Origin of the sequence: Delftia sp. GW456-R20 (assembly GCF_001622915.1) — a bacterium.
In the GTDB taxonomy this organism is placed as follows: domain Bacteria; phylum Pseudomonadota; class Gammaproteobacteria; order Burkholderiales; family Burkholderiaceae_C; genus Comamonas; species Comamonas acidovorans.
Map to the genome: position 1 here is coordinate 3067527 of NZ_LWCN01000004.1, position 22437 is coordinate 3089963.

The 22437-nt window shown below is 68.1% G+C and carries 17 protein-coding genes; 3 read left to right on the forward strand and 14 right to left on the reverse strand.

Annotated elements, in window-relative coordinates; translation table 11 throughout:
• Positions 1 to 83 precede the first annotated feature (83 nt).
• The gene (locus tag A4F85_RS30920) at positions 84 to 2954 is read left to right on the forward strand and encodes an IPTL-CTERM sorting domain-containing protein (protein ID WP_063327440.1); all 2871 of its coding nucleotides are present in this window, start codon (positions 84 to 86) and stop codon (positions 2952 to 2954) included.
• On the opposite strand, the gene ubiA is transcribed toward A4F85_RS30920, so the two are convergent.
• The 6 genes from ubiA to recG all read right to left on the reverse strand — a co-directional run bounded on the left by ubiA (position 2887) and on the right by recG (position 9991).
• A complete protein-coding gene (gene ubiA / locus A4F85_RS19020) occupies positions 2887 to 3756 on the reverse strand; it encodes a 4-hydroxybenzoate octaprenyltransferase (protein WP_063328030.1) in 870 nt (289 codons plus the stop codon). The two genes, A4F85_RS30920 and ubiA, sit on opposite strands and share 68 nt — an antisense overlap.
• 125 nt (positions 3757 to 3881) lie before the next feature.
• Positions 3882 to 4679 (reverse strand): phosphatase PAP2 family protein, encoded by a 798-nt coding sequence (locus A4F85_RS19025; protein ID WP_063327441.1) that lies wholly within the window; start codon positions 4677 to 4679, stop codon positions 3882 to 3884.
• 59 nt (positions 4680 to 4738) lie between these two features.
• Positions 4739 to 5335 carry a Dps family protein gene (locus tag A4F85_RS19030; RefSeq protein ID WP_034389936.1) on the reverse strand — a complete coding sequence of 199 codons (597 nt, stop codon included), beginning with the start codon at positions 5333 to 5335 and terminating at the stop codon, positions 4739 to 4741.
• A 120-nt stretch (positions 5336 to 5455) separates the two neighbouring features.
• A complete protein-coding gene (locus A4F85_RS19035; RefSeq protein ID WP_013804463.1) occupies positions 5456 to 6421 on the reverse strand; it encodes a LysR substrate-binding domain-containing protein in 966 nt (321 codons plus the stop codon).
• 226 nt (positions 6422 to 6647) lie between these two features.
• The gene (locus tag A4F85_RS19040) at positions 6648 to 7421 is read right to left on the reverse strand and encodes an MHYT domain-containing protein (RefSeq protein ID WP_013804464.1); all 774 of its coding nucleotides are present in this window, start codon (positions 7419 to 7421) and stop codon (positions 6648 to 6650) included.
• Positions 7422 to 7756: 335 nt separating this feature from the next.
• Positions 7757 to 9991 (reverse strand): ATP-dependent DNA helicase RecG, encoded by a 2235-nt coding sequence (recG, locus tag A4F85_RS19045; protein WP_063327442.1) that lies wholly within the window; start codon positions 9989 to 9991, stop codon positions 7757 to 7759.
• A 194-nt stretch (positions 9992 to 10185) separates the two neighbouring features.
• On the opposite strand from recG, the gene A4F85_RS19050 reads away from it, so the two are divergent.
• Together A4F85_RS19050 and queA are read left to right on the forward strand one after the other, a co-directional pair.
• Positions 10186 to 11445, forward strand: a complete 1260-nt coding sequence (locus A4F85_RS19050) for an HD-GYP domain-containing protein (RefSeq protein ID WP_013804466.1) — start codon at positions 10186 to 10188, stop codon at positions 11443 to 11445.
• Between the two features lie 98 nt (positions 11446 to 11543).
• Positions 11544 to 12644 (forward strand): tRNA preQ1(34) S-adenosylmethionine ribosyltransferase-isomerase QueA, encoded by a 1101-nt coding sequence (gene queA, locus A4F85_RS19055; protein WP_034389929.1) that lies wholly within the window; start codon positions 11544 to 11546, stop codon positions 12642 to 12644.
• 179 nt (positions 12645 to 12823) lie between these two features.
• Here the strand turns inward: queA and A4F85_RS19060 are convergent, their stop codons facing one another.
• The 8 genes from A4F85_RS19060 to A4F85_RS19095 form a co-directional block, all read right to left on the reverse strand.
• A complete protein-coding gene (locus tag A4F85_RS19060) occupies positions 12824 to 13582 on the reverse strand; it encodes an iron ABC transporter ATP-binding protein (protein ID WP_013804468.1) in 759 nt (252 codons plus the stop codon).
• A complete protein-coding gene (locus A4F85_RS19065) occupies positions 13579 to 14577 on the reverse strand; it encodes an iron chelate uptake ABC transporter family permease subunit (RefSeq protein ID WP_063327443.1) in 999 nt (332 codons plus the stop codon). The genes A4F85_RS19060 and A4F85_RS19065 overlap by 4 nt, the downstream gene beginning before the upstream one ends.
• Complete coding sequence (locus A4F85_RS19070; protein WP_063328031.1) at positions 14574 to 15557, reverse strand: ABC transporter permease; 984 nt, start codon at positions 15555 to 15557, stop codon at positions 14574 to 14576. Before A4F85_RS19070 ends, A4F85_RS19065 begins: the two co-directional genes overlap by 4 nt.
• 46 nt (positions 15558 to 15603) lie before the next feature.
• Positions 15604 to 16614 (reverse strand): siderophore ABC transporter substrate-binding protein, encoded by a 1011-nt coding sequence (locus A4F85_RS19075; RefSeq protein ID WP_063327444.1) that lies wholly within the window; start codon positions 16612 to 16614, stop codon positions 15604 to 15606.
• A gap of 14 nt (positions 16615 to 16628) precedes the next feature.
• Positions 16629 to 18395: an enterochelin esterase domain-containing protein gene (locus A4F85_RS19080; RefSeq protein WP_063327445.1), complete on the reverse strand. Its 1767-nt coding sequence runs from the start codon at positions 18393 to 18395 to the stop codon at positions 16629 to 16631.
• 4 nt (positions 18396 to 18399) lie between these two features.
• Positions 18400 to 20589: a TonB-dependent receptor gene (locus A4F85_RS19085; protein WP_063327446.1), complete on the reverse strand. Its 2190-nt coding sequence runs from the start codon at positions 20587 to 20589 to the stop codon at positions 18400 to 18402.
• Positions 20590 to 20819: 230 nt separating this feature from the next.
• Positions 20820 to 21776 (reverse strand): HPr(Ser) kinase/phosphatase, encoded by a 957-nt coding sequence (gene hprK, locus A4F85_RS19090; protein ID WP_012202934.1) that lies wholly within the window; start codon positions 21774 to 21776, stop codon positions 20820 to 20822.
• 40 nt (positions 21777 to 21816) lie between these two features.
• Entirely contained in the window at positions 21817 to 22290 is a 474-nt protein-coding gene (locus A4F85_RS19095) for a PTS sugar transporter subunit IIA (RefSeq protein WP_013804474.1), read from the reverse strand.
• Positions 22291 to 22437 lie beyond the last annotated feature (147 nt).

The following is a 22437-nucleotide window of genomic DNA, read 5'->3' on the forward strand; positions in this document are numbered from 1 at the left end:
TTCTTCAGCCTGCGCCCTGGCTCCGGTGGCGCAGCACAAGCCGCACAGCCCTCCTCTGGCTCGCCATGGCAGCAGCCGCATGCATGGCCGCCAGCACCGCCCATGCAGCGCCGGGTGAGAGACCCGGTGCGGCGCAGTTGCAGCATGCGAAGCAGGCCCTGCAGGGCCTGTCCATGCCCTTCGAAGCCAACAGCGGCCAGTTCGACCCGGCCGTGGCCTTCATGGGCCGGACCTTCGCGGGCGCCGTCCATGTCACGCACCAGGGGCAGATCGTGTACGGCCTGCCCGGGCCCGACACGGGACGGCTGGCGGACTGGGCAAGAAGCAAAGCGGCCGGCGGTGCGCCCAAGAGCGCCCCCATCCTGCGGCCCGGCTGGAGTCTCACGGAAACCCTGGTCGGCGCGCTGCCGCTGTCGCCCTCGGGCGGCGAGGCAGCCGGCACCCAGATCACCCGCTTCAGCGGCCCGCACCGCTACCAGCCGGCCACCTACCGCAACCTCCACCTGGGCCAGGCCTGGACCGGCGTGCAGGTGGAGCTGGCCGTGCGCGGCACCAATGTGGAAAAGCTCTTTCACGTGGCGCCGCAGGCCGACCCCGGGCAGATCCAGGTGCGCGTGGACGGCGCGCTGTCCCTGCGCCTGGGCGAAGGCGGCGAACTGGTGGCCGCCACAGGCCATGGCGATGTGGCCTATACCGCGCCCGTGGCCTTCCAGGAAGTTGCTGGGCAGCGCGTGGAGGTGCCTGTGCAGTACGCCCTCAACAGCCAGGGCGATGGCTACGGGTTCGCACTGGGAGCGTATGACCGGGCGCTGCCGCTGGTGATCGATCCACTGCTGCAGAGCATCTATCTGGGCAGCCCCGAGAGTTCCTGGATAGAGGCCATAGCCACAGCCGCCCCTTCAGGCGACGTGCTGCTGGCCGGCACTACCCTTTCCAACCGATTCCCCGGCACTGCGGGTGGAGCGCAGCCTGCGAGCCCCCCTGGCATATTTGCATTGCATGGCTTCGTCGCCCGGCTGTCCAGTGATCTGAGCCGCCTGATACAGAGCACCTACCTGAGCGGGTCGTGGGGCAGCCAGATCCACGCACTGGCCGTCACAGCGTCGGGTGACGTGGTGGTAAGCGGCGAGACGATGACCAGCGATTTTCCCGGCACGGCCGGGGGAGCACAGCCTGTGTCGCTCAGCGTTCCTGCGGGCTTCGTCGCCCGGCTTTCCGGCGACCTGCGCACCCTGGAGCAGAGCACCTATCTGACCGGAGACGGCTGGGTGGTCGCCACTGCCCTGGCCCTTCCTGCCTCGGGGGAGGTCGTGGTGGCCGGGGACACCCTTGCCAAGGACCTGCCCCGCGCGGCCAACGGAGCCCAGCCCGCCCTCAGCGCCGATCGTGACGGCTTCGTCATGCGCCTGTCCGCCGACCTGCGCACCGTGGTGCAAAGCACCTATCTGGGCGGGACGGGAGCGGAGAGTATCTCCAATATCGCCATCGGACCTTCAGGAGAGATACTCGCCGGCGGGCAGACCCAGTCCCCCGATCTGCCTGCCACGGCGCACGCAGCCCAGCCAGACATCAGCGGCGATGCCGACGGCTTCATCGCATTGCTTTCAGGCGATCTGCGCACCCTGGTGCGCAGCTCCTACCTGGGGGGGAACGGCTGGGAGACACTCTCGGCATTGGCCTTCCACCCCTCGGGAGAGATCGTGGCAGCCGGGCAAACATCGTCCTCTGCCTTTCCTGGCACGAGCGGTGGTGCGCAGCCTGCCAGCAATGGCAACTACCCCGGCTACATCACAAGGCTGTCCGCCGATCTGCGCACCCTGTTGCAGAGCACCTATCTGGGCGGCGCAAACCCAGACTGGATCGCTGCCCTGGCCATCGCTCCTTCGGGCGAGATCCTGGTGGCCGGCAACACCTCATCCGACAATTTTCCCGGCATGGCGGGCGCCATTGAGCCTGTCTACGGTGGCGGATTGCAAACCGGCTACGTGGCACGCCTGTCGGACGATCTGCGCACCTTGGAGCAAAGCACCTACCTGGGCGCAAGGGGCCTGGATGGTGTCACCGCGCTGCACATCACTGCTTCTGGCGAGCTTCTGGCCGGGGGCTACTCCGGAGCACTGTTCACGAACCCTGATGCCTTTGTCTCACTCATGACCGTGGACCTGCGCGCCCTCTCCCCCCAGACCATCACCTTTGGGCCACAGGCCAGCCAGGTCCTCGGCAGCCCTGGCTCCACCTTCACCATAGACCCTCCCGCCACGGCCAGCTCCGGCCTGCCGGTGGACTACGGCAGCGCCACCCCGGCCGTCTGCACCGTCTCGGGCACCACGGTCACGATGATCGATGGCGGCATCTGCACCCTGGTGGCCCGCCAGGCGGGCAATGCCCACTGGCTGCCCGCCGACGCAAGCGCCGATGTCCGCATCCGCAGAGCACAGGCCATCCGCTTCCCGGCACAGGCCAGCCGGTCCTTCGAGGCGGGAACGATCTTTACAATCGACCCGCCCGCCACGGCCAGCTCCGGCCTGCCGGTGGAATACGCCAGCACGACCCCAGGCATCTGCACGGTCTCGGGCAACAGGGTCACGATGGCGGGCGAAGGCATCTGCACGGTGACCGCCAGCCAGCCCGGCGATGCGCGGTGGATGCCGGCCACCGAGGTGGCGCAGGACATCGCGCTGACTGCGGTGGTGCCGCCTACCCTGCCGCTCCCCGTAGATCCTCCTGTAGATCCTCCTGTGGATCCACCTGTAGACCCACCTGTGACTCCACCCGTGCCGCCGCCCGCTCCGGCGCCCATTCCCGCACTCGGCGCCTGGCCGCTGGCGCTGCTGGGTGCCATGGCGGCAGGCTTCGGTGCGCACGCACTGCGGCGGCGTGGCGTCTTCAGCGCAAGGCAAATCCCAGCGCCACGCCTGCGAACAGGGCGGCACCGATCCAGTGGCTCTTGCTGAAGGCGACGAAGCAGCCCTCGCGCGTGCGGTGGCGGATCAGGGTGAAGTGCCAGATCACCTGGGCCGCGGCCACGGCCAGGCCCAGCCAGAAAGGCCAGGCCAGGCCATAGGGCGCCAGCGCCCAGACGGTGAGCAGGCCGCAGAGCACGAAAAAGCCCATGACGGCCACCACGTCGAAGCGGCCCAGGGTGATGGCCGAGGTCTTCATGCCGATCCTGAGGTCGTCGTCGCGGTCCACCATGGCGTATTCGGTGTCATAGGCCAGCACCAAGAACATGTTGGCGAGCCACAGAATCCAGGCCGTGGCCGGCACCTGGCCCTGCACGGCGGCGAAGGCGATGACGATGCCGAAGTTGAAGGCAATGCCCAGGAAGGCCTGGGGCATGGCGAAGAAGCGCTTGGTGAACGGGTAGAGGATGGTGAACAGCACGGCGGGCACGGACCAGGCCACGGCCTCCCAGCGCGTGGTCAGCACCAGGCCCAGCGAGACCAGGGCCAGGGCCGCGCCCAGCAGCGCGGCCTCCTTGACCGAGACCTGCCCCGAGGTGATGGGCCGCTGCGTGGTGCGCTTGACGTGGCGGTCGAAATCGCGGTCGGCGATGTCGTTGATGCAGCAGCCGGCGCTGCGCATCAGCACCGTTCCCAGCACGAAGACCACCAGCAGATGCCAGCCCGGAAACCCGCCCGCTGCCACCCACAGTGCGGCCAGCGTGGGCCAGACCAGGACCAGCCAGCCGGCCGGCCGGTTGAAGCGGACCAGGTCCAGATAGAGCGACAGTTTGCTGCGCCGGGGCGCAGGCATGGGCGTGGAGGAGGTGGTGGGCATGGCGTCTGGGCGCCGATGGCGGCCGTGGGCCGACCATCGCACGCATCACATTCGAAATGCCCGCATTGTCGCCGCTGGGCGGGCAGGCTCGGCGGCGCGCCTCAGCAGCGCCTGCCGGCAACGCGGGTTTGCGCCCACTCCACGGCACAGATCACCAGCGCCATCCAGGCCAGGCCCAGCAGCCAGCCGGCCAGCACATCGCTGGCATAGTGCACGCGCAGCACCACGCGGCTGGCGCCCACGCCCAGGGCGACAGCCAGGGCCGCCAGGCCCACGGGCCAGCGCCAGGCCGGGCGCAGGTACGGCAGCAGCAGCCAGGCCAGCATCAGATAGAGCACGAAGGTGCCCGCGCTGTGGCCGCTGGGGAAACTGAAGCCGCCTTCAGGCACCCAGCCACCCACGGGGCGCGGACGGCCCACGCTGGTCTTGATGGCGCGTATCCACAGGCCCACGCCAGCCGTGGCCACCACCCAGGCGGCCGCATGCAGCCAGTCGCGCCGCCACAGCAGCAGCGCCAGCACGGCGGCCGACAGCGACACCATCCAGGCCACATTGCCCAGTTGGGTGAAGGCGACCACGGGGCGCACCCAGGCATCGGTGGCATGGCCGGCCAGCCACAGGTGCAGGGCCTCGTCGAGCACCGGCCAGTCGGTGCAGATGGCGCAGCCTGCGGGCTGGGCCAGGCCCAGCATGTCGCGCACCATCACGGCCAGTGCCAGCAAGGCCAGCACGCCGGCGGCAGCCAGGCCCAGCCATGCGGACCGCGGCATGGGCAGGCCTGCGTGGCGCAGCCGGGCCGTGGCAGGCAGGCGCAGATAGAAAAAAAGGCCGCCCAAGGCGGCCAGTACCAGGCACAGGCCGCCCGTGGCGGCGTGTGCGTCAATCCAGGTCCAGAGCATGCGGTGGCATCACTCCCGGGCCAGGGTGGGTACGCGGGAAGACTGGGGTTTGCGCAGCATCAGTCTTCGAGCAGGGCGCGCAGCATCCAGGCGGTCTGCTCGTGCACGGTCAGGCGCTGGGTCAGCAGGTCGGCCGTGGGTTCGTCGCTGGCCTTGTCGGCCAGGGGGAACAGGCTGCGCGCCGTGCGGGCCACGGCCTCGTGGCCGGCGACCAGGATGCGCACCATCTCCAGGGCCTTGGGCGGGTCGTGGGGCACGTCGGCCAGGCTGGTGAGCTTGCCGAAGTCGGCATAGGAGCCCGGCGCGAAATGGCCCAGCGCACGGATGCGCTCGGCGATGGGGTCGACGGCGTTCCACAGCTCCGTGTACTGCCCCATGAACATGGTGTGCAGCGTGTTGAACATCGGGCCGGTGACGTTCCAGTGGAAATTGTGCGTGGTCAGATACAGCGTGTAGGTGTCGGCCAGCAGGGCCGACAGGCCCTTGGCGATGGCCGCGCGGTCCTTGTCGCTGATGCCGATATGGATGGCGGAGGAGCGCACGGACGCCGGTGCCACGTCGGCCAGTGCGGCCTTTGCAGGCTGCACTGCCTTGTCGGCCTGCACGGCCTCTGGCTTCTTTGCACCGGACTTGTCTTTGCTGGCATTTTTGGCCATGGGATCCCTTTCAGCTTCGTACAAACGGAAGATGCTCCCGGCAGGTCGCCCGGGAGCCAGTTGCAACGATAACGCAAGCGCAGCGGCCCCACAGGCCCGACTCGCACGCCGGTGCGGTCATCAGGACAGGCGTTTGACGCCGGGCAAGGCGCAGGCGTAGACGGCGTTGCGCAGGGCGGCGATGGCCTCGTAGCGCGTGAAGCTGCGGCGCCAGGCCAGGACCACGCGGCGTGTCGGCGGGGCCGAGCCGTCGTCCTCGAGGATGGGCAGGTAGCGGATGTGCGGCTCGTCGGTCTTGCGGCGGCGCGCCGTGGTCTCCAGCGCATCGGCGGGCACGGACAGGCGCGGCACCAGGGTCACGCCCATGCCAGCGGCCACCATGTGCTTGATGGTCTCCAGCGACGAGCCTTCGAAGGTGCGGCGAATGCCTTCGGCATTGCTGGCATAGCGTGCGAACTCGGGGCAGACCTGGAGCACATGGTCGCGGAAGCAGTGGCCCGAGCCCAGCAGCAGCATGGTCTCGTTCTTGAGATCGCTGGTGGAGACGTGGTCCTTCTGGGCCAGCGCATGGGTGCTGGGAACGGCGGCCATGAAGGGCTCGTCGTACAGCGGCGCCAGCGCCAGGCCGGTGTCGGGGAAGGGCTCGGCGACGATGGCGCAGTCGATTTCGCCGGTGCGCAGCATCTCCAGCAGCTTGATGGTGTAGTTCTCCTGCAGCATCAGCGGCATCTGCGGCGTGCGCATGATGGAGTTGCGCACCAGGTCAGGCAGCAGGTAGGGGCCGATGGTGTAGATCACACCCAGGGTGAGCACGCCGGACAGCGGGTCCTTGCCGCGCTTGGCGATTTCCTTGATCTCGGCGGCCTGCTCCAGCACGCTTTGCGCCTGACGGATGATCTCCTCGCCCAGCGACGTGACCGACACTTCGCCGGCACTGCGCTCGAAGAGCTTGACATCGAGCTCCTCCTCCAGCTTCTTGATCGCCACGGACAACGTGGGCTGGGACACATAACAGGCTTCGGCGGCGCGGCCAAAATGCTTTTCACGTGCCACGGCCACGATGTATTTGAGTTCGGTAAGTGTCATTGGCGAGCTGTGTCTGGGAGGGAGCCTCGGAAAATACGATGGTCTTACACCAAGAACCTGTGCCGGAACCTTTGTGCAATCAGGCCTTGCGGCCGGCTTGCCGGGGTGCTCCCCTCAAAAGTTCCTGCACAGGTTCTAGGATTTGTCCTAATTCGATTGTGCCAGTCCTCGTCCGCGCATGACCACTGCGCGCTCCCCGACCCGCCGGCTTTTTGTATTTATCCACCTAGTGCAACGGCCGGCGCATCCGGTCGCGTTGCTGCATGAGCTGGTCCATGCCTATCAATGCAGCCAGGCCTATGGCCACGATCACGGTAAAGACCGGAAGGTCCAGGGCGCTGATCACGGCAAAGCCTTGCGGCCTAGCATAACGCTGTGTCTCTGAAATGCATACGAAGTCCGCTGCGGCCATGCCGGTGTAGTGCATGGAACAGACCGCCGCGCCCATGACGGCGGCGGCCAGCGCACGCATGCCCGGCGAGCTGGTGCGAAACGACAGCCACAGCGCGGCGCTGGCAGCCGCCACGGCGATGCCCACGGACAGCAGCACGGTGGGAACGGACCAGACGATGAAGCCCGGAAAGCGCATGCCATACATGCCCAGGTAATGCATGAAGGCCACGCCCAGGCCCAGCAGGGTGCCCGCGCCCAGCACGCGCGCCCCGCTTTCGGGCCGCCGCGCGACAAAGGCCAGCGCCACCGAGGTGGCGGCAACGGCGGCGCACAGGGACAGCAGGGTTTCGACCATGGAGTAGCCCGAACCCATGCCCAGGTTCAGCGCCAGCATGCCCGTGAAATGCATGGACCACACGCCGATGCCGCCCAGCGCCGTGCCTGCCGCCAGCAGGTTCAGCCAGCTGATGCCCTCGCGTCCCCGGATGCGCTGCGCCGCAGTCAGGGCCACGAAGGAGCCCAATACGGCAATGCCATACGACAGGACCACCAGGCCCATGCGCCAGGAGGTCTCGACGATCTCATTCGCTTGAACGGCTTCATTCATGTTGGCAGCTCCTCATTCGCAGAAAAATGGGACAACACAAGAGTGATCGCGGCCGTCCTCCCCGTGGGGGAGGCTTGGCAGGCCATCCCCTCCCGGATGGAGCTACCCTGTTTTTTGTGACTCAATGTACCAAAAGGTCACAAATATTCAATGCCGTAACGGGACGGCACTGTCACCGCCAGGACGGCGTGAAGCGCTCCATTTCGATGGCTACAACGCGCGTGGAAACCATGTCTGGCGCGGGCTGCAGGCCTGCGGAAGATGACGTTGCCAGGCAGCGCCTGGACTCGTAAAAATACGTAACACAACCACCCGGCAGGAATGGAACGAACCGATCAGGCCTTGAGGAATTCGGCCTTGCCGCCCAGCCAGCGGCCCACATGGCGCTGCGCCAGTTGCGGGTGCTGCTCCAGCATGCGCGGCGCCAGTTCGCGGGCCCAGTCGAGCAGCATCAGGTCCTGCTCCAGGTCGGCGAAGCGCAGCATAGGCGCGCCGGACTGGCGCGCGCCCAGGAATTCGCCGGGGCCGCGGATCTCCAGGTCGCGCCGCGCAATCTCGAAGCCGTCATTGGTCTCGGCCATGGCGCGCAGCCGGTCCTTGGCCGTCTCGCCCAGGCGCCCACTGTCTCCCACCGAGTACAGCAGCACGCAGGCCGAGGCCGCCGCACCCCGCCCCACGCGCCCGCGCAGCTGGTGCAGCTGCGACAGGCCAAAGCGCTCCGCATGCTCGATGACCATGAGCGAGGCGTTGGGCACGTCCACGCCCACTTCGATCACCGTGGTGGAGACCAGCACGCCCATGACCCCGGCGGAGAACAGCTCCATCACGGCCTTCTTCTCGGCCGTGGGCATGCGCGAGTGCAGCAGGCCGACCATGACGTCGGGCAGCATCTCGCTCAGATAGGCATGGGTGGCCGTGGCGTTGGACAGGTCCAGCGCCTCGCTTTCCTCGATCAGCGGGCAGACCCAGTAGACCTGGCGCCCTTCCGCGACCTGGGCGCCTATGCGCTCGATGACCTCGTCCTTGCGGCTGTCGGCAATGAGCTTGGTGACGATGGGCGTGCGGCCCGGCGGCAGCTCGTCGATGGTGGACACATCCAGGTCGGCGTAGTAGCTCATGGCCAGGGTGCGCGGGATGGGCGTTGCGCTCATCATCAGCAGATGGGGCTCCATGCCCGAGGCCGCGAGCTTCTGGCGCAGCGCCAGCCGCTGGGCCACGCCGAAGCGGTGCTGCTCATCGATGACGGCCAGCGCCAGGTTCTTGAACTGCACTTGGTCCTGGATGACGGCGTGCGTGCCCACGACCAGGGCCGCCTCGCCGCTGTGGACCAGCTCCAGCATGGCGGTGCGTTCCTTCTTCTTCTGCGCGCCGGCCAGCCAGGCCACGCGCTTGCCCAGCGGGGCCAGCAGCGGCTCCAGCCAGCCGACCAGCTTGCCGAAATGCTGCTCGGCCAGGATTTCGGTGGGCGCCATCAGCGCGCACTGCCAGCCGGCCTCGATGCAGGCCACGGCCGACAGCGCCGCCACCACGGTCTTGCCCGATCCCACATCGCCCTGCAGCAGCCGGTGCATGGGCATGCGGCGCTCCATGTCGGCAAGGATCTCGGCCACCACGCGCTGCTGGGCGCCGGTCAGGCCAAAGGGCAATTGGTCCAGGAACTGGCGCGCCAGGCCCTGGGCGCTGTCCATGGGCTGGGCGCGCAGCACGGGTGCCCTGAGCCGCGCGCGTTCGCGCTTGGCCTCGTATTGGGACAGTTGCTGGGCCAGCAGCTCCTCAGCCTTCAGGCGCTGCCAGGCCGGGTGCGAATGGTCTTCCAGCGTGGCCAGGGCCACATCGGGCGTGGGGTGGTGCAGGAACTGCAGCGCATCGCGCAGGCTGAACAGCGGCGGCAGCCCGCCGTTGCCATGGAACTGCGCCACGGGCGGATGCTCGCCCTGGGGCAGGGTATCGGAGAGATCGGCGCGCAGCATGGCGGTGACCGCCGCGCGGCGGATGTAGGCCTGGGGCAGGCCCGCCACCGTGGGATAGACGGGCGTGAGCGCCGTGGGCAGGTCGCCGCCCGCCGTGCGAAACGCCGGGTGCAGCATCTGCCGGCCCCAGAAGCCGCCCTTGACCTCGCCGCGGATGCGCAGCCGCGCGCCCACAGACAGGGTTTTCTGGTGCGAGGGGTAGAAGCTGAAGAAGGTCAGCACGCACTCGGCCGTGCCATCGTCCACCGTGACCTTGAGCATGCGGCGCGGGCGCAGTTGCACCTCGCTGTGGGTCACCGTGGCCTCGATTTGCACCGTGTCGCCCTCGCGGGCATTGCGCAGCGCAGTGATGCGCGTCTCGTCCTCATAGCGCAGCGGCAGGTGCAGGGCCAGATCGATGTCGCGCACCAGGCCCATCTTCTGCAGCGCCTTCTGCGCGGCGCTGGCTGCGGGCTTGGCGGGCGCTGCGGGCTTGTCTCCTGCCTTGCCCGCTGCCTTGCCGCCCTTGCCTGCGGCCTTTCCCTTGCCGGCACGCGCGGCCTTGCCGCCGGGGGCGTCGCGCCCCAGATCTGGGAAGGCAGAGGAGACGTTCAAGGGCATGGGCTATCCTGTTTCAGAGCATGCGCATGGACATGGGCGGGCATGCAGCATAGTGTATGAATATACAGGTGTAGGCAACACGCCACGTTCATGCCGGATGCCCTTGCCCAAAGCACCCTTGAGGCCCCGGGTCTCTGGGGAAGCCGCTACCATGCACGCTGACGTTACGTAGTGTTACCCCGCCACCGAATGCCATGTTGAAGCGTATCAATGTCCAGCATGTCACTCTGGGCATGTTCCTGCACGAGTTCTGCGGCTCCTGGATGGAGCATCCTTTTTGGCGAACCCGTTTCCTGCTCCGCTCCGAGGCCGACCTCCAGCGCCTGCGCTCCACCTCCATCCAGGAGGTCTGGATCGACGTGCGCAAGGGCCTGGACGTGGGTGTCCAGGTGCCTTGCCTGCGCTTTGACCCGCAGGACGAGCTTCGCCACCAGATCCCGGACAGCGCCCGCCCTGTCTCCGAGCAGAGCACGGCCCCCATTTCCACCGCCACCGAGCTGCGCCGCGCCGCGCAGACCTGCGTGCAGGCCAAGCAATTGCTCAGCCGCCTGTTCAGCGACGCGCGGCTGGGCCGGCCCGTGGACGCCACCGCCGCCGGGCAGCTGGTGGACGATGTGACGGCCTCCGTGGCGCGCAATCCCCATGCCCTGATCGGCCTGGCACGGCTGAAGACGGCCGACGACTACACCTACATGCACAGCTTGGCCGTGTGCGCGCTGATGGTGGCCCTGGCCAAGCGCATGGGCCTGGACGACCACAGCCTGCGCAAGGCAGGCATGGCCGGTCTCATGCATGACCTGGGCAAGACCGCGATCCCGGTCGCCGTGCTCAACAAGCCCGGGCCGCTGGACGATGCGGAATGGGCGCTGATGCGTGCTCACCCACGCCATGGCGAGCAGCTGCTGCGCCCGCTGGGCCTGGACGACGAGGTCATCGATGCCTGCCTGCACCACCACGAAAAGGTGGACGGCAGCGGCTACCCCGACGGACTGCAGCAGGGCGACATCGGCCTGCTGGCGCGCATGACGGCGATCTGCGATGTCTACGACGCCATCACCTCGGACCGGCCCTACAAGAAGGGCTGGCCGCCCTCGGAGGCGCTGCGGCGCATGGCCGAGTGGAGCCCCCGCCATTTCGACAAGCGGCTGTTCGAGCAGTTCGTGCAGACCGTGGGCATCTATCCGCTGGGCTCGCTGGTGCGCCTGCATTCGCAGCGCCTGGCCGTCGTGGTCGATGCCTCGCCGGGCAGCCTGCTGGCGCCGCGCGTCAAGGTGTTCTATTCGCTGCGCCAGGCCTGCCGCATCACGCCCGAGATCGAGGACCTGTCCGAGAGCCAGGGCAACGACCGCATCATCGCGCGCGAGGACCCGGTGAACTGGGACTTCCCGGATCTGGAGACGCTGTGGCTGGAGTTCGAGCGCCAGCCCCAGACACAGGCCCAGATGGCCAAGTGACCGCCGCGAAATTCCGGGGATGACCCCAGGGTTTGCGACAATGGCGGACTTCCGTTCAACGAACTTGGAACGGGCCATGTCCGGCCCTCAAGCACTGCATGTCCTCCCTGTCCCGTGTGTTTTCGCTCAGCGATTTCGACTTCGAGCTTCCTGAGAACCTGATCGCCCAGCATCCTGCCGCCCAGCGCAGCGCCTCGCGCCTGCTCGACGGCCGCGACGATGCCACCCCGCCCACCGACCGCATCTTCCACGAGCTGCCCGACCTGCTGCAGCCCGGCGACCTGCTGGTGTTCAACGACACGCGCGTGCTCAAGGCGCGCATCTTCGGCGAGAAGGCCAGCGGCGGCCGGCTGGAGCTGCTGGTCGAGCGCGTGCTCGAAGGCAACGATGTCGTGGCCCACATGCGCGTCAGCAAGAAGCCCCTGCCCGGCTCACGCATCCACCTGTGCGGCGGCAAGAACCGCGGCGGCTTCGACGCCGTGCTGCGCGGCCGCTGGCCCGACGAGAACGGCCCGCTGTTCCACCTGAGCTTCGAAGGCCCGCGCGGCGAGACGCCGCACGAGCTGATGGAGCGCTTCGGCCACCTGCCGCTGCCGCCCTATATCGAGCGCCACCAGGACACCGGCAACGACCCCGATGCCGCCGAAGACAGCGAGCGCTACCAGACCGTCTTCGCGGCCCGTCCCGGCGCCGTGGCCGCGCCCACGGCCGCCCTGCACTTTGACGACGCCGTGCTGGCCCGCCTGGCCGAGCGCGGCATCGAGCGCGCCAGCGTCACGCTGCACGTGGGCGCCGGCACCTTCCAGCCCGTGAAGACCGAGAACCTGGCCGACCACCAGATGCACAGCGAGTGGTACGAGATCCCGCTGGCCACGCTGGCTGCGCTGGAACGCTGCCGCCAGCGCGGCGGCCGCGTCGTCGCCGTGGGCACGACCACGGTGCGCACGCTGGAGTCCTGGGCCCAGACGGGCCAGTTCTCCGGCGACACGCGCATCTTCATCACGCCCGGCTTCGAGTACCAGGTGGTCGATCTGCTGATCACCAACTTCCACCTGCCCAAGAGCACGCTGATGATGCTGGTCAGCGCCTTCGCGGGCTATGAGCAGGTGATGGCACTGTACCGCCATGCGATTGCGCAGGAGTACCGCTTCTTCAGCTACGGCGATTCCATGCTGTTGAAGAAGAAAAGCACCCCCTGAGTCGCTTCGCGCCTTCCCCCGTTGCACGGCGCCTCTCTACTCGCTTCGCGAGGGAGGGGGCATACGGTCAGCCGGCGACACCCTCGCGGCGGGGCGGCGCGGCCGGCTTAGGCCCTTGCTTGGTGTCCCTCGCCTCAGGCCGCGCCAGGTTCAAGCGCCAAGCCCGAAACGCCGCATGTTCAACCAAAGTAATGGCAAAGCCTGCGGCCCTTGACCTCATGCACGCTGACAGGGATGCCGTAGAGGCTGCTGAGGACCTCGTCCTGCACAACCTCGGCCGGCGTGCCCGCCACGGCCAGGCGGCCGTCCTTGAGCGCGATGATGTGGTCGGCGTAGCACGAGGCGAAGTTGATGTCGTGCAGCACCATGACCACGGTCTTGCCGCGCTCGGTGACGGCGCGGCGCAGCAGGCCCATCATGCTGACGGCGTGGGCCATGTCCAGGTTGTTCAGCGGCTCGTCCAGCAGGATGAAGGGCGTGTCCTGGCACAGCACCATGGCGATGTAGGCGCGCTGGCGCTGGCCGCCTGACAGTTCGTCGAGAAATCGCTCGGCCAGCGGCGTGAGCTGCAGGTACTCCAGCGCCTCGTCCACATGGCGCAGGTCTTCGGGGCCCAGCCGGCCCTTGCTGTGCGGAAAGCGGCCAAAGCCCACCAGGTCGCGCACCGTCAGGCGCAGCGTGCTCTGGTTGTCCTGGCGCAGGATGGCCATGATGCGCGCCAGCGCCTCGGTGGGCGTGGTGGCCACGTCGAGGCCGGCCACCCGCACCTTGCCCGCCGTGATGGGCATGAGGCGGCTGACCAGGGACAGCAGCGTGGACTTGCCCGCACCGTTGGGCCCGATGATGGCCGTCAGCGCCCGCTCGGGCACATCGAAATTGAGCTCCTGCAGCACTGCCGTGCCGCCATGGCGCTTGAGCAGATCACGCACCTCGATCATTGGGTCCCCTTGCGCATGAGCAGCACGATGAAGACGATTCCACCCAGGAACTCCACCACGATGCTCAGCACGGTATTGAATTGAAAAAGCTGCTCCAGCAGCACCTGCCCACCCATGAGCAGCACGCAGCCCCAGAGCACGGCCGCAGGCAGCACCCAGGCATGGCGGCGCGTGCCCATGGCGTGATAGGCCATGTTGCTGACCAGCAGGCCGAAGAAGATCACCGGGCCGACCAGGGCCGTGGACACGGCCACCATGCAGGCCACCACGGCGAGCAGCCGCAGCACGCGGCCCTCGTAGTCCAGGCCCAGGCTGACGGCGGCATCGCGCCCCAGCGAGATCACGTCCAGCACGCGGCGCTGGCGCCAGATCCAGGCGCTGCCCAGGGCGATCAGCAGCAGCGACGGCAGCAGCAGCTGCAGGTTCACCGCGTTGAAATTGGCGAACATGCGGTCCTGCAGCGCCGTGAACTCATTGGGATCGAGCACGCGCATGGCCAGCCCGGCCAGGCTGCGAAAGAAGATGCCGCCCACCATGCCCACCAGCAGCATCAGGTGCAGGCTGCTGGCATGGCCCACGAACAGCCAGCGCATCAGCAGCACGCTGAAGCCCATCATCAGCACGATGTTGAGCGCATAGCGCCCGACCTCGCCCATGGCGGACACGCCCGCCGCGCCCAGCATCAGCACCATGGACGCCTGCACGAACAGGTACAGCGCATCCAGCCCCATGACGGAAGGCGTGAGGATGGTGTTGTGCGACACGGTCTGGAACACCACGGTGGACAGGCCGATGGCACAGGCCACCAGCGCCATGGTCAGGACCTTGGCGCCCCGGTGCTCCAGCACGAAGGCCCAGTCGGTCTTGACGCCCACGGTCATGAAGGCCAGCAGGCACAGCAGGGCCAGCGCGCCCAGCAGCGCCAGGCGCGCGCCATGGCCCCAGCTGCGAGCTGCAGGCCCATCGGAAGCAACGGATTGCGGCACGCTGCTCATGCACGGTCCTTGCGGCGGCGCAGGATCAGCGCCAGGAACAGGGCACTGCCCAGCACGCCCAGCACGGTGCCCACGGGGATTTCATAGGGAGCGATCAGCAGCCGCCCGACCAGGTCGCACAGCACGGTCAGGCCCGCGCCGATCAGCGCCACCCACAGCACGCTGCGGCGCACGTTGTCGCCCAGAACCAGGCGCACCACATTGGGCACGATCAAGCCCACAAAGGGCAGGCTGCCGGCCGTGACCACCACGGCCGAGGTGGCCACGGCCACCACCACCAGCCCTTGCCACACCAGGCGCCGGTAGTTCAGGCCCAGGTTGGTGGCAAAGCTCTCGCCCAGGCCCGCCACGGTGAAACGGTCGGCCGCCAGGCAGGCCAGGGCCGTGACGCCCAGCGACAGCCACAGCAACTCGTAGCGGCCCTGGACCACCAGCGAGAAATCGCCGTTGGACCAGGACTTGAGCGCCTGCATCATGTCGAACTGCAGCGCCAGAAAGCTGGCGGCTGCCTCCAGCACGCCGGCCAGCACCAGGCCGACCAGGGGCACCATCCACGACGAACGCAGCCGGATGCGCGAGAGCACGGCCAGGAACAGCGCCGTGCCCAGCAGTGCCGCCACGGCCGAAATCCCCATCTTGGCCATCACCGGCCAATGCGGTACCCAGACAAACGCCGCCAGCATGCCCAGGCTGGCCGACTCCACCGTGCCCACGGTGGAAGGCTCCACGAAATGGTTGCGCGCCAGCATCTGCATGAGCAGTCCGCAGACCGCCATTGATGCGCCGGCCAGCACCAGGGCCAGCGTGCGCGGCACGCGGCTGTAGACCAGCACCTGGCTGGCCAGGTCGTCCTCGCTGCGCGACCACAGCACGCTCCAGTGCATGTCGCCCGCGCCCACCATCAGGCTGGCCAGCGACAGCGCCAGCAACAGGCCCAGCGCGAAAAGCCAGGCAAGGGCCTGGCGAGAGGGGCGTGACATGGGCGCGGCGTGCGCGGTGGTGACAGGCGGGCTCAATGCTTTGAGGTCATGTGCGGGCAAAGGCATCCGACAGTTGCTGGATATTGGCCTTCAGCGCGCCCGGCCCGGCGTTGGACAGGGTGTACCAGTTGGCCGCATTCAGATAGACCACCTGCTTGCCGCGCCATGCCTTGGTGGCACGCACCAGCGGGTTGTCCAGCAGTTGCTGGGCGGTCTTGCCATCCTGGCCGATGGCCACGTCGCGGTCGATGACGAACAGCCAGTCGGGATTGGTCTTGAGCAGGAACTCGAAGGAGACCACCTGCCCATGGCGCGCCACCGTGAGGTTGTCGATGGCCGGCTTCACGCCGAACACATCGTGCAGCATGCCGAAGCGCGAACCCGGCCCATAGGCACTGAGCTTGCCGCCCGAGGTCAGCAGCACCAGCCCCTTGCCGGCGTCCTGCGCCTTGCCATGCAATGCGGTGATGGCCTGCTCCACCGACCGGACCTCGGCCTCGGCCTTGTCCTGCAGGCCGTAGACGGCGCCCAGCGTGCGGATGTTGCGGTAGATGTCGGCCATCTGGTGCTGGTCGCTGACACTGAGGTCCAGCACGGGCGCGAAGCGTGACAGCTCCTTGTACTTGGCTTCGGAGCGGCCGCCCACGATGATGAGGTCGGGCGACAGCGCCTTGATGGATTCGTAGTCAGGCTCGAACAGGCTGCCGATGCGTGCGTATTTCGCATCGGCATAGCGGGCCAGCAGCGGCGGCATCTTGAACTCGGGCACTCCCCGCACCTCGCCGCCCAGCGCCTGCAGCGTGTCCAGCGCCGCCAGCTCGAACACCAGCACGCGCACGGGCTTGAAGGGCACCTGGATCTCGCCCTTGGCATGCGGCACGGTCACGGTCTTGCCAGCCGCTGCCGTCTGGGCATGGGACATCTGCGCCGCCAGCGGCAGCGTGACCAGCACGCCCAGGCCCTGGCCCATCTTCGCCAGGATCCGGCGACGGGAATGATTTGCATTCATGGTGTTCATCTTTACAGTGATTGCTGTATTGCCAGGAAGTTCAAACATTGGCCTTTGCGGCATCAGGGAAGTGCAGGCGTGCCGTCGGGCATGCGCTCGCAGGCCGGCAGGCCCTGGGCAAAGCGCCCGGGGTTGAGCAGGGCCACCAGGCCGCAGGCCAGCGAGCCCTGCCACTGCAGGTAGTCATGGCTGGTCTCGTGCTCGGCCTGGGTGACCTCGTAGCCCTTGGCGCGCAGCACATCGGCCAGGTGGCGGTTGGTTTCCAGGATGCCGTCCTGCCCGCCGCGTGCGCGCTCGTAGCGGCCCGCATCCAGATAAAAGCGCACGGGCTGGCGTGGCTCATGGGCATAGCGGCGCTGCACCCAGCCCGGCACCTCGCCGGCCGGCGACCACCAGAACGATCCCGACATGCTCAGCACGTTGCCGAACCAGCGCGCATTGACCAGACCTGCATAGGCCGAGGCCAGGCCGCCAAAGCTGGAGCCGCCGATCACCGTGCGCGCCGCAGGCTGGCCCAGGCCCTGTTCACCCACCCAGGGCATCAGATCCTCATCCAGAAAGCGTGCGAAAGCAGTGTTGGGCGGCAACTCCCTGCCGCGCGCCTGCGGGCTGGCGTTGTCCACCAGCACCACGGCCGTGGGCGGGATCAGGCCGTCGGCCATGAGGTTGTCGATGAGGGTGGGCGTGGACACCTGCTTCGCATAGGCGTTGCCGTCGAACAGCACCAGCAGCGCCTCGGGCGCCTGGCCGCCCGCCGGGCGGTAGGTCCAGACATCGCGGCTGTTGCCCAGCACGCGGCTGGACAGGCGGTGCTGCACCAGCGCCCCCTGGGCCACGCCCGCGCGCGGCGCCACCCAGGGCTGGGGCGGTGCCTTGGGCAGCTCCAGCACGGAGGCGCCCTGGAAGGCGTCGATGAAGCCGCCCTCGGGGGGCTGCGGAAACACCTTGGGATTGAGCGGGTCGCGCTGCGCCGTGGCCAGCAGGGCGCGGCGCTGCTCCATGGCCGAGCCTGCGATCAGCGGCACATCGGGCGCCAGGCGGTAACTGAGCCGCGCGTTGTCGGCCATGCGGAAGCTGGCCCACCAGACATCGCTGCCGGCCAAATGCTGCAGCGGATCATGGTTGCCGGCCGGGCTGCCGAACAGGCGAACCCCCTGCATGCCGGCGCGCGGCTGGCCACGCCACAGGAAGGTGACCAGGGACTGGCCGCCGGGCAGCGGCTCCACCATCGGCGCGCCCTCCTCCTGCACGCGCCGCCAGAAGGCGTCTGCCGCCACGCCCGAACCCGCGCCGCGCTGGATGGCCTGCGCCAGGGCCTGCAGGCGAGGGCTTTCCAGCGCAGGCAGCTCCAGGGCCTGCACAGCCTTGGCGCCCAACGGCGCAAGACTGGAGGTCAACCGCAGCGCAAAGCGGCCGGCTGCGGATTTCACCTCGCCGGCCATCAGCGCGTCCGTTGCGATGTGGCGCGCCACCAGCCTTTGCCTGCCGGCTCCCTCCGTGACCCACATCAGCGACTGCGCGCCGCCATCGGGCCGCGCCAGGCGGCGCAGGTGCCGGCCCTGGGCATCCTCCAGGTCCAGGGCCACGCCCTGCCCTTCGAATTCACCCTGGACCACGTGGCCGGCGGGCAGATCGACGCGCCAGGACTCGCGCCCACCGGCAGCCAGGACCCCTGTGGCCGCCTGGCCCGGCGCCAGCGTGCCCGGCCGTGCGGCCAGGGCTTGCCGCGATGCGGCTGCCGTCATGTCTTCACCGGCATGGACGGCTGCGCCCAGCAGGCACAGCAGCGAGGCGGCCAGGCACAGGCCTTGTCGTGCAGCTTGCGCCATGGCGTCAGAAGTCCACCGTGGCCGAGACACGCACCGTGCGCGGGCCGCCCGTGGTGGCGAAGTTGTCGTTGAAGCTGCCGGCCCAGTAGGACTTGTCGAACAGGTTCTCCACCGTGGCGCGGAAGGTGACGGGTTTGGCCGCGATGCGGGTGGCATAGCGCGCGCCCACGTCCACGCGGGTCCAGCTGGGCATCTTCAGCGTGTTGGCCGAATTCACCCATTGCGCGCCCGTATAGATCAGGCGGCCGGTGAGCGTGGCGCCCGGCAGCGCGGGCACGTCCCATTCGCCGCCCAGGTTGGCCGTCCAGCGCGGCACGCCGTAGACGCCGAAGCCATCGCGCGCGCCGCCCTGGGTCTTGCTCTGGATGGCCTGGGTGTAGGCCAGGCCGCCCAGCACGCGCGTGCCGCGCAGCGGCTCGCCGAACACATTCCACTCCAGGCCCCGGTTGCGCTGCTCGCCATCCATCAGCAGGCGGTTGGTCGCGGTCTCCACCACGGACGAGGGCCGCTCGATCTGGAACAGCGAGACCGTCTGCGTGAAATCACCCGTGCGCCACTTGGCGCCAATCTCGAACTGTTTGGTCTTGTAGGGCGCGAACACTTCGCCCGCATTGGCATAGGTGGCGCCGACGATGGAGCCCGCGCTCAGGCCCTGCACATGGTTGGCGTACAGCGAGACCGCATCGCCCCAGGGCTTGACCACCAGGCCCAGCGCGGGCGAGACGGCCTGCTCGTTGTAGCCCGCCATCTTCTGGTTCACGCGCTGCAGGCGTGCGCCCACGGTCAGTTGCACGGCATCGCCACCCCAGCTCAGCGTGTCGGCCAGGGCCAGGCTGCTGAGCACGTCGTCGCGCTCCTGCTTGATGGCGCCGTAGGGGCCGGCCAGCGTGATGGGCGCGGGGTTGTAGATGTTGGTGATGTAGCTGGCGCTGGTGGCCACGGCCGCGCGTCCGCCCTTCTGGTTCATCCAGTTCAGGGAGGCCACCAGCAGGTGGTTCACGCCGCCCGTGCGCAGGCGCCCGCGCACGCCGAACTCGGCCGCGGTGCTGTCGGTATAGCCGTACTGGTTGTAGGTCTGGCCCACGGCCGAGCCGTCGCCCTGGGCGCGCAGCACCACGCGCGTGCCGTTGAGCATGCCGTCGTAGGCATGCTGCGCCGTGCCTGCGGAGCCGAACAGCGTCCAGTCCGCGCCCAGGTCCACCGAGCCGCGCAGCATCAGCGCATCGCTTTGCTGCTTGGCGTGTATGCCGGGAAACAGGTTGGTCGTGGCGTCGGGCGCCGCGATGACCTGCTTGAGGTTCTGCATGCTGACCATCATCGGGCTGCCGTCGCGGATGGTGGAGCGGTAGCTGTAGGCATCCAGGCCGAGCGTGAATCCGTCGCCCTGGTAGTCCAGCGCCAGCGCGCCCAGGCCGTGGCGGCGGTTCTGGCCGTCGATCTCGGTGTCGCCGCTCGAGGTGCTGCCGTTGACGCGTATGCCCAGGCGGCGCTCGGGGCCGAAGCGGCGCGAGACATCGGCCTGCAGGCCCAGCTGCGAGCCGCTGCTGAACATGGTGGTCACGCGCGTGAGATCCTGGGCCAGCGGGCGCTTGGTCACCAGGTTGATGGTGCCGCCCACGGCGCCGCCGGGCGTCATGCCGCTCATCAGCGCACCGGGGCCCTTGAGCACCTCCACGCGCTCGATCATCTCGACGGGCACGTGGCCGTCGGGCGCCAGTCCATACAGGCCGTTGAAGCCCAGCTCCGAGGCATTCACACCCAGGCCGCGGATGGTGAAGTTCTCGTAGGCATGGCCGGTGTTGGTGGTGAAGCGCACCGAAGGATCGTTTTCCAGCACCGACATCAGCGTGGCCGCGTTCTGGTTGGCAATGCCTTCGGCCGTGTAGGAGGTAATGTTGAACGGCGTGTCCATCACATCGCGCTGGCCCAGCACGCCCAGGCCCGCACCCTTGGCCACCTGGCCGCCCGGGGCCACCGCGGGAAGGGTCTGGGGATCGGTGGTGCCGCGCACCGTGACCTCGCCCAGCTCGGCGTCAGCGGCCCAGGCGCCGGCGGGCAGCGCCGCGGCAGCCACCATGGCGCAGACACGGGCAATGGTGCCCAGGCGGTGGAGCGTGCAAACAGGGGGGCAAACAGGGGTGAAGGGGCTGACGGCGCCTGTGCGCGGCAGGCCGATGCGGGTACGGGAAGGCATCCGGGAGGGCTTTCGAGACGGAAGGAAATGCGCCGCATCCAGCCCGGAGCCACTCGGACACAGGCCGGATACGGCATCTGCCCGAATTATAGAAAATGAGAATTATTCTTATTAAGAAAGCAACAACAACGCACCGCGCGCAAACATGGGCGCACGGCCAGCAAACAATCGCGTTGAAAACAGTGGGGGCCAGGCAACAGGCGGCCCGGCCTCGGCGACGCCAGCGGCCGCTAGAAGGTGTCGCCGCGCTCCATGGCGCGGCGGTGGCGCTGCACGAATTCCTGGTAGGTGTCGATGCCGCGCAGCTGCAAGATGGCATTGCGCACGGCGGCCTCGACCAGCACGGCGATGTTGCGGCCCGCCACCACCTGGATCACCACCTTGCGCACGGGCACGCCGAGCACATCCTGCGTCAGCGGCTCTGCCGGCAGGCGCTCGTACTCGCGCTCCATGGTTTCCTTGCGCACCAGGTGCACGATGAGCTTGAGGCGCATCTTGCGGCGCACGGCCGTCTCGCCAAAGATCGCGCGGATGTCCAGCAGGCCGATGCCGCGCACCTCCAGCAGGTTCTGCAGCAGCTCGGGGCACTTGCCCTCGATCGTGGTCTGGTTGATGCGGTACAGGTCCACCGCGTCATCGGCCACCAGGCCGTTGCCGCGCGTCACCAGTTCCAGTCCCAGCTCGCTCTTGCCCAGGCCCGACTCGCCCGTGATCAGCACGCCCATGCCCAGGATGTCCATGAACACGCCGTGCATGGTGGTGCGGTCGGCGAAATGCTTGGCCAGGTAGGCGCGCAGCACATCGATCACGAAGGCCGACTGCTCGCGCGTGGAGAACATGGGAATGTGGGCGCGCTCGCACATGGACAGCAGCGCCTCGGGCGCCGTCTGCCCGTCGGCCAGCACCAGCACGGGCGGCTCCAGCGTGACGATGCGTGCCACGCGGCGCTGGCAGTCCTGCGGCGTGGCATTGCTCAGATAGGCGATCTCGCGCTCGCCCAGCACCTGCAGCCGGTAGGGATGGATGTAGTTCAGGTAGCCGACGAGGTCCGCGCCGGAGCGCGCCGAGCGCACGGCCATCTCGTCGAAACGGCGCTCCGAGGCTCCCAGGCCCGCCACCCACTCCCAGCGCAGGCTGGAGCGGAACTCCTCGAACAGGACATCGGCGCTGATGGCACTGGGTCTCATGGCAAGGCCCGTGAAAAGGGGAAGGAAAAAGTCTGGAAGACTAGACCAGGGGCGCAGCGGAGGACTGCCAGCCGGCAATCATTCCATGCAGCCGGGCCGCATCGGCGCAGGACTTCAGGCGCTCGCGCAGCTGGCTGTCGCTGAGAAGCTCGGCGATTTCGGACAGGATTTCCAGATGCTTCTGGGTGGCCGCTTCGGGCACCAGCAGAAAGATCAGCAGGCCCACGGGCTGCTCATCGGGGGCATCGAAACCAATGGGATTGTCCAGTTGGAACACGGCCGCCATGGGAGCGGTCAGGCCCTTGATGCGCCCATGGGGAATGGCCACGCCGTGGCCGAGCCCCGTCGAGCCCAGGCGTTCGCGTGCAAACAGGCTGTCGGTGATGAGTGCGCGGGACAGGCCATGCAGGCTCTCGAAGAGCAGACCTGCTTCTTCGAAAGCGCGCTTTTTGCTGGTGACGTCGACGCTCACGAGCACTTGAGCGGCGGGCAGGATGGAGGCAAGACGGTTCATGGTTCGGGAAACAATTATGCACCGCAGTGCCGGAAACCGTGGGGAAACCCTGACCCCCATCAAAAACCGCCCCGAAGGGCGGTGGTCGTGCGTGGCTCATCAGCCACATAAGCGCAGGTATTGTAAGCGCCCGCACAGGGCTGGCGC

Excerpts from the sequence above, each read along its gene's own strand:
- A4F85_RS30920 (WP_063327440.1), top strand. The coding sequence starts at position 84 with ATGGCCGCCAGCACCGCCCATGCAGCGCCGGGTGAGAGACCCGGTGCG.
- ubiA (WP_063328030.1), bottom strand. The coding sequence starts at position 3,756 with ATGCCTGCGCCCCGGCGCAGCAAACTGTCGCTCTATCTGGACCTGGTC.
- A4F85_RS19025 (WP_063327441.1), bottom strand. The coding sequence starts at position 4,679 with ATGCTCTGGACCTGGATTGACGCACACGCCGCCACGGGCGGCCTGTGC.
- A4F85_RS19030 (WP_034389936.1), bottom strand. The coding sequence starts at position 5,335 with ATGGCCAAAAATGCCAGCAAAGACAAGTCCGGTGCAAAGAAGCCAGAG.
- A4F85_RS19035 (WP_013804463.1), bottom strand. The coding sequence starts at position 6,421 with ATGACACTTACCGAACTCAAATACATCGTGGCCGTGGCACGTGAAAAG.
- A4F85_RS19040 (WP_013804464.1), bottom strand. The coding sequence starts at position 7,421 with ATGAATGAAGCCGTTCAAGCGAATGAGATCGTCGAGACCTCCTGGCGC.
- recG (WP_063327442.1), bottom strand. The coding sequence starts at position 9,991 with ATGCCCTTGAACGTCTCCTCTGCCTTCCCAGATCTGGGGCGCGACGCC.
- A4F85_RS19050 (WP_013804466.1), top strand. The coding sequence starts at position 10,186 with ATGTTGAAGCGTATCAATGTCCAGCATGTCACTCTGGGCATGTTCCTG.
- queA (WP_034389929.1), top strand. The coding sequence starts at position 11,544 with ATGTCCTCCCTGTCCCGTGTGTTTTCGCTCAGCGATTTCGACTTCGAG.
- A4F85_RS19060 (WP_013804468.1), bottom strand. The coding sequence starts at position 13,582 with ATGATCGAGGTGCGTGATCTGCTCAAGCGCCATGGCGGCACGGCAGTG.
- A4F85_RS19065 (WP_063327443.1), bottom strand. The coding sequence starts at position 14,577 with ATGAGCAGCGTGCCGCAATCCGTTGCTTCCGATGGGCCTGCAGCTCGC.
- A4F85_RS19070 (WP_063328031.1), bottom strand. The coding sequence starts at position 15,557 with ATGTCACGCCCCTCTCGCCAGGCCCTTGCCTGGCTTTTCGCGCTGGGC.
- A4F85_RS19075 (WP_063327444.1), bottom strand. The coding sequence starts at position 16,614 with ATGTTTGAACTTCCTGGCAATACAGCAATCACTGTAAAGATGAACACC.
- A4F85_RS19080 (WP_063327445.1), bottom strand. The coding sequence starts at position 18,395 with ATGGCGCAAGCTGCACGACAAGGCCTGTGCCTGGCCGCCTCGCTGCTG.
- A4F85_RS19085 (WP_063327446.1), bottom strand. The coding sequence starts at position 20,589 with ATGCCTTCCCGTACCCGCATCGGCCTGCCGCGCACAGGCGCCGTCAGC.
- hprK (WP_012202934.1), bottom strand. The coding sequence starts at position 21,776 with ATGAGACCCAGTGCCATCAGCGCCGATGTCCTGTTCGAGGAGTTCCGC.
- A4F85_RS19095 (WP_013804474.1), bottom strand. The coding sequence starts at position 22,290 with ATGAACCGTCTTGCCTCCATCCTGCCCGCCGCTCAAGTGCTCGTGAGC.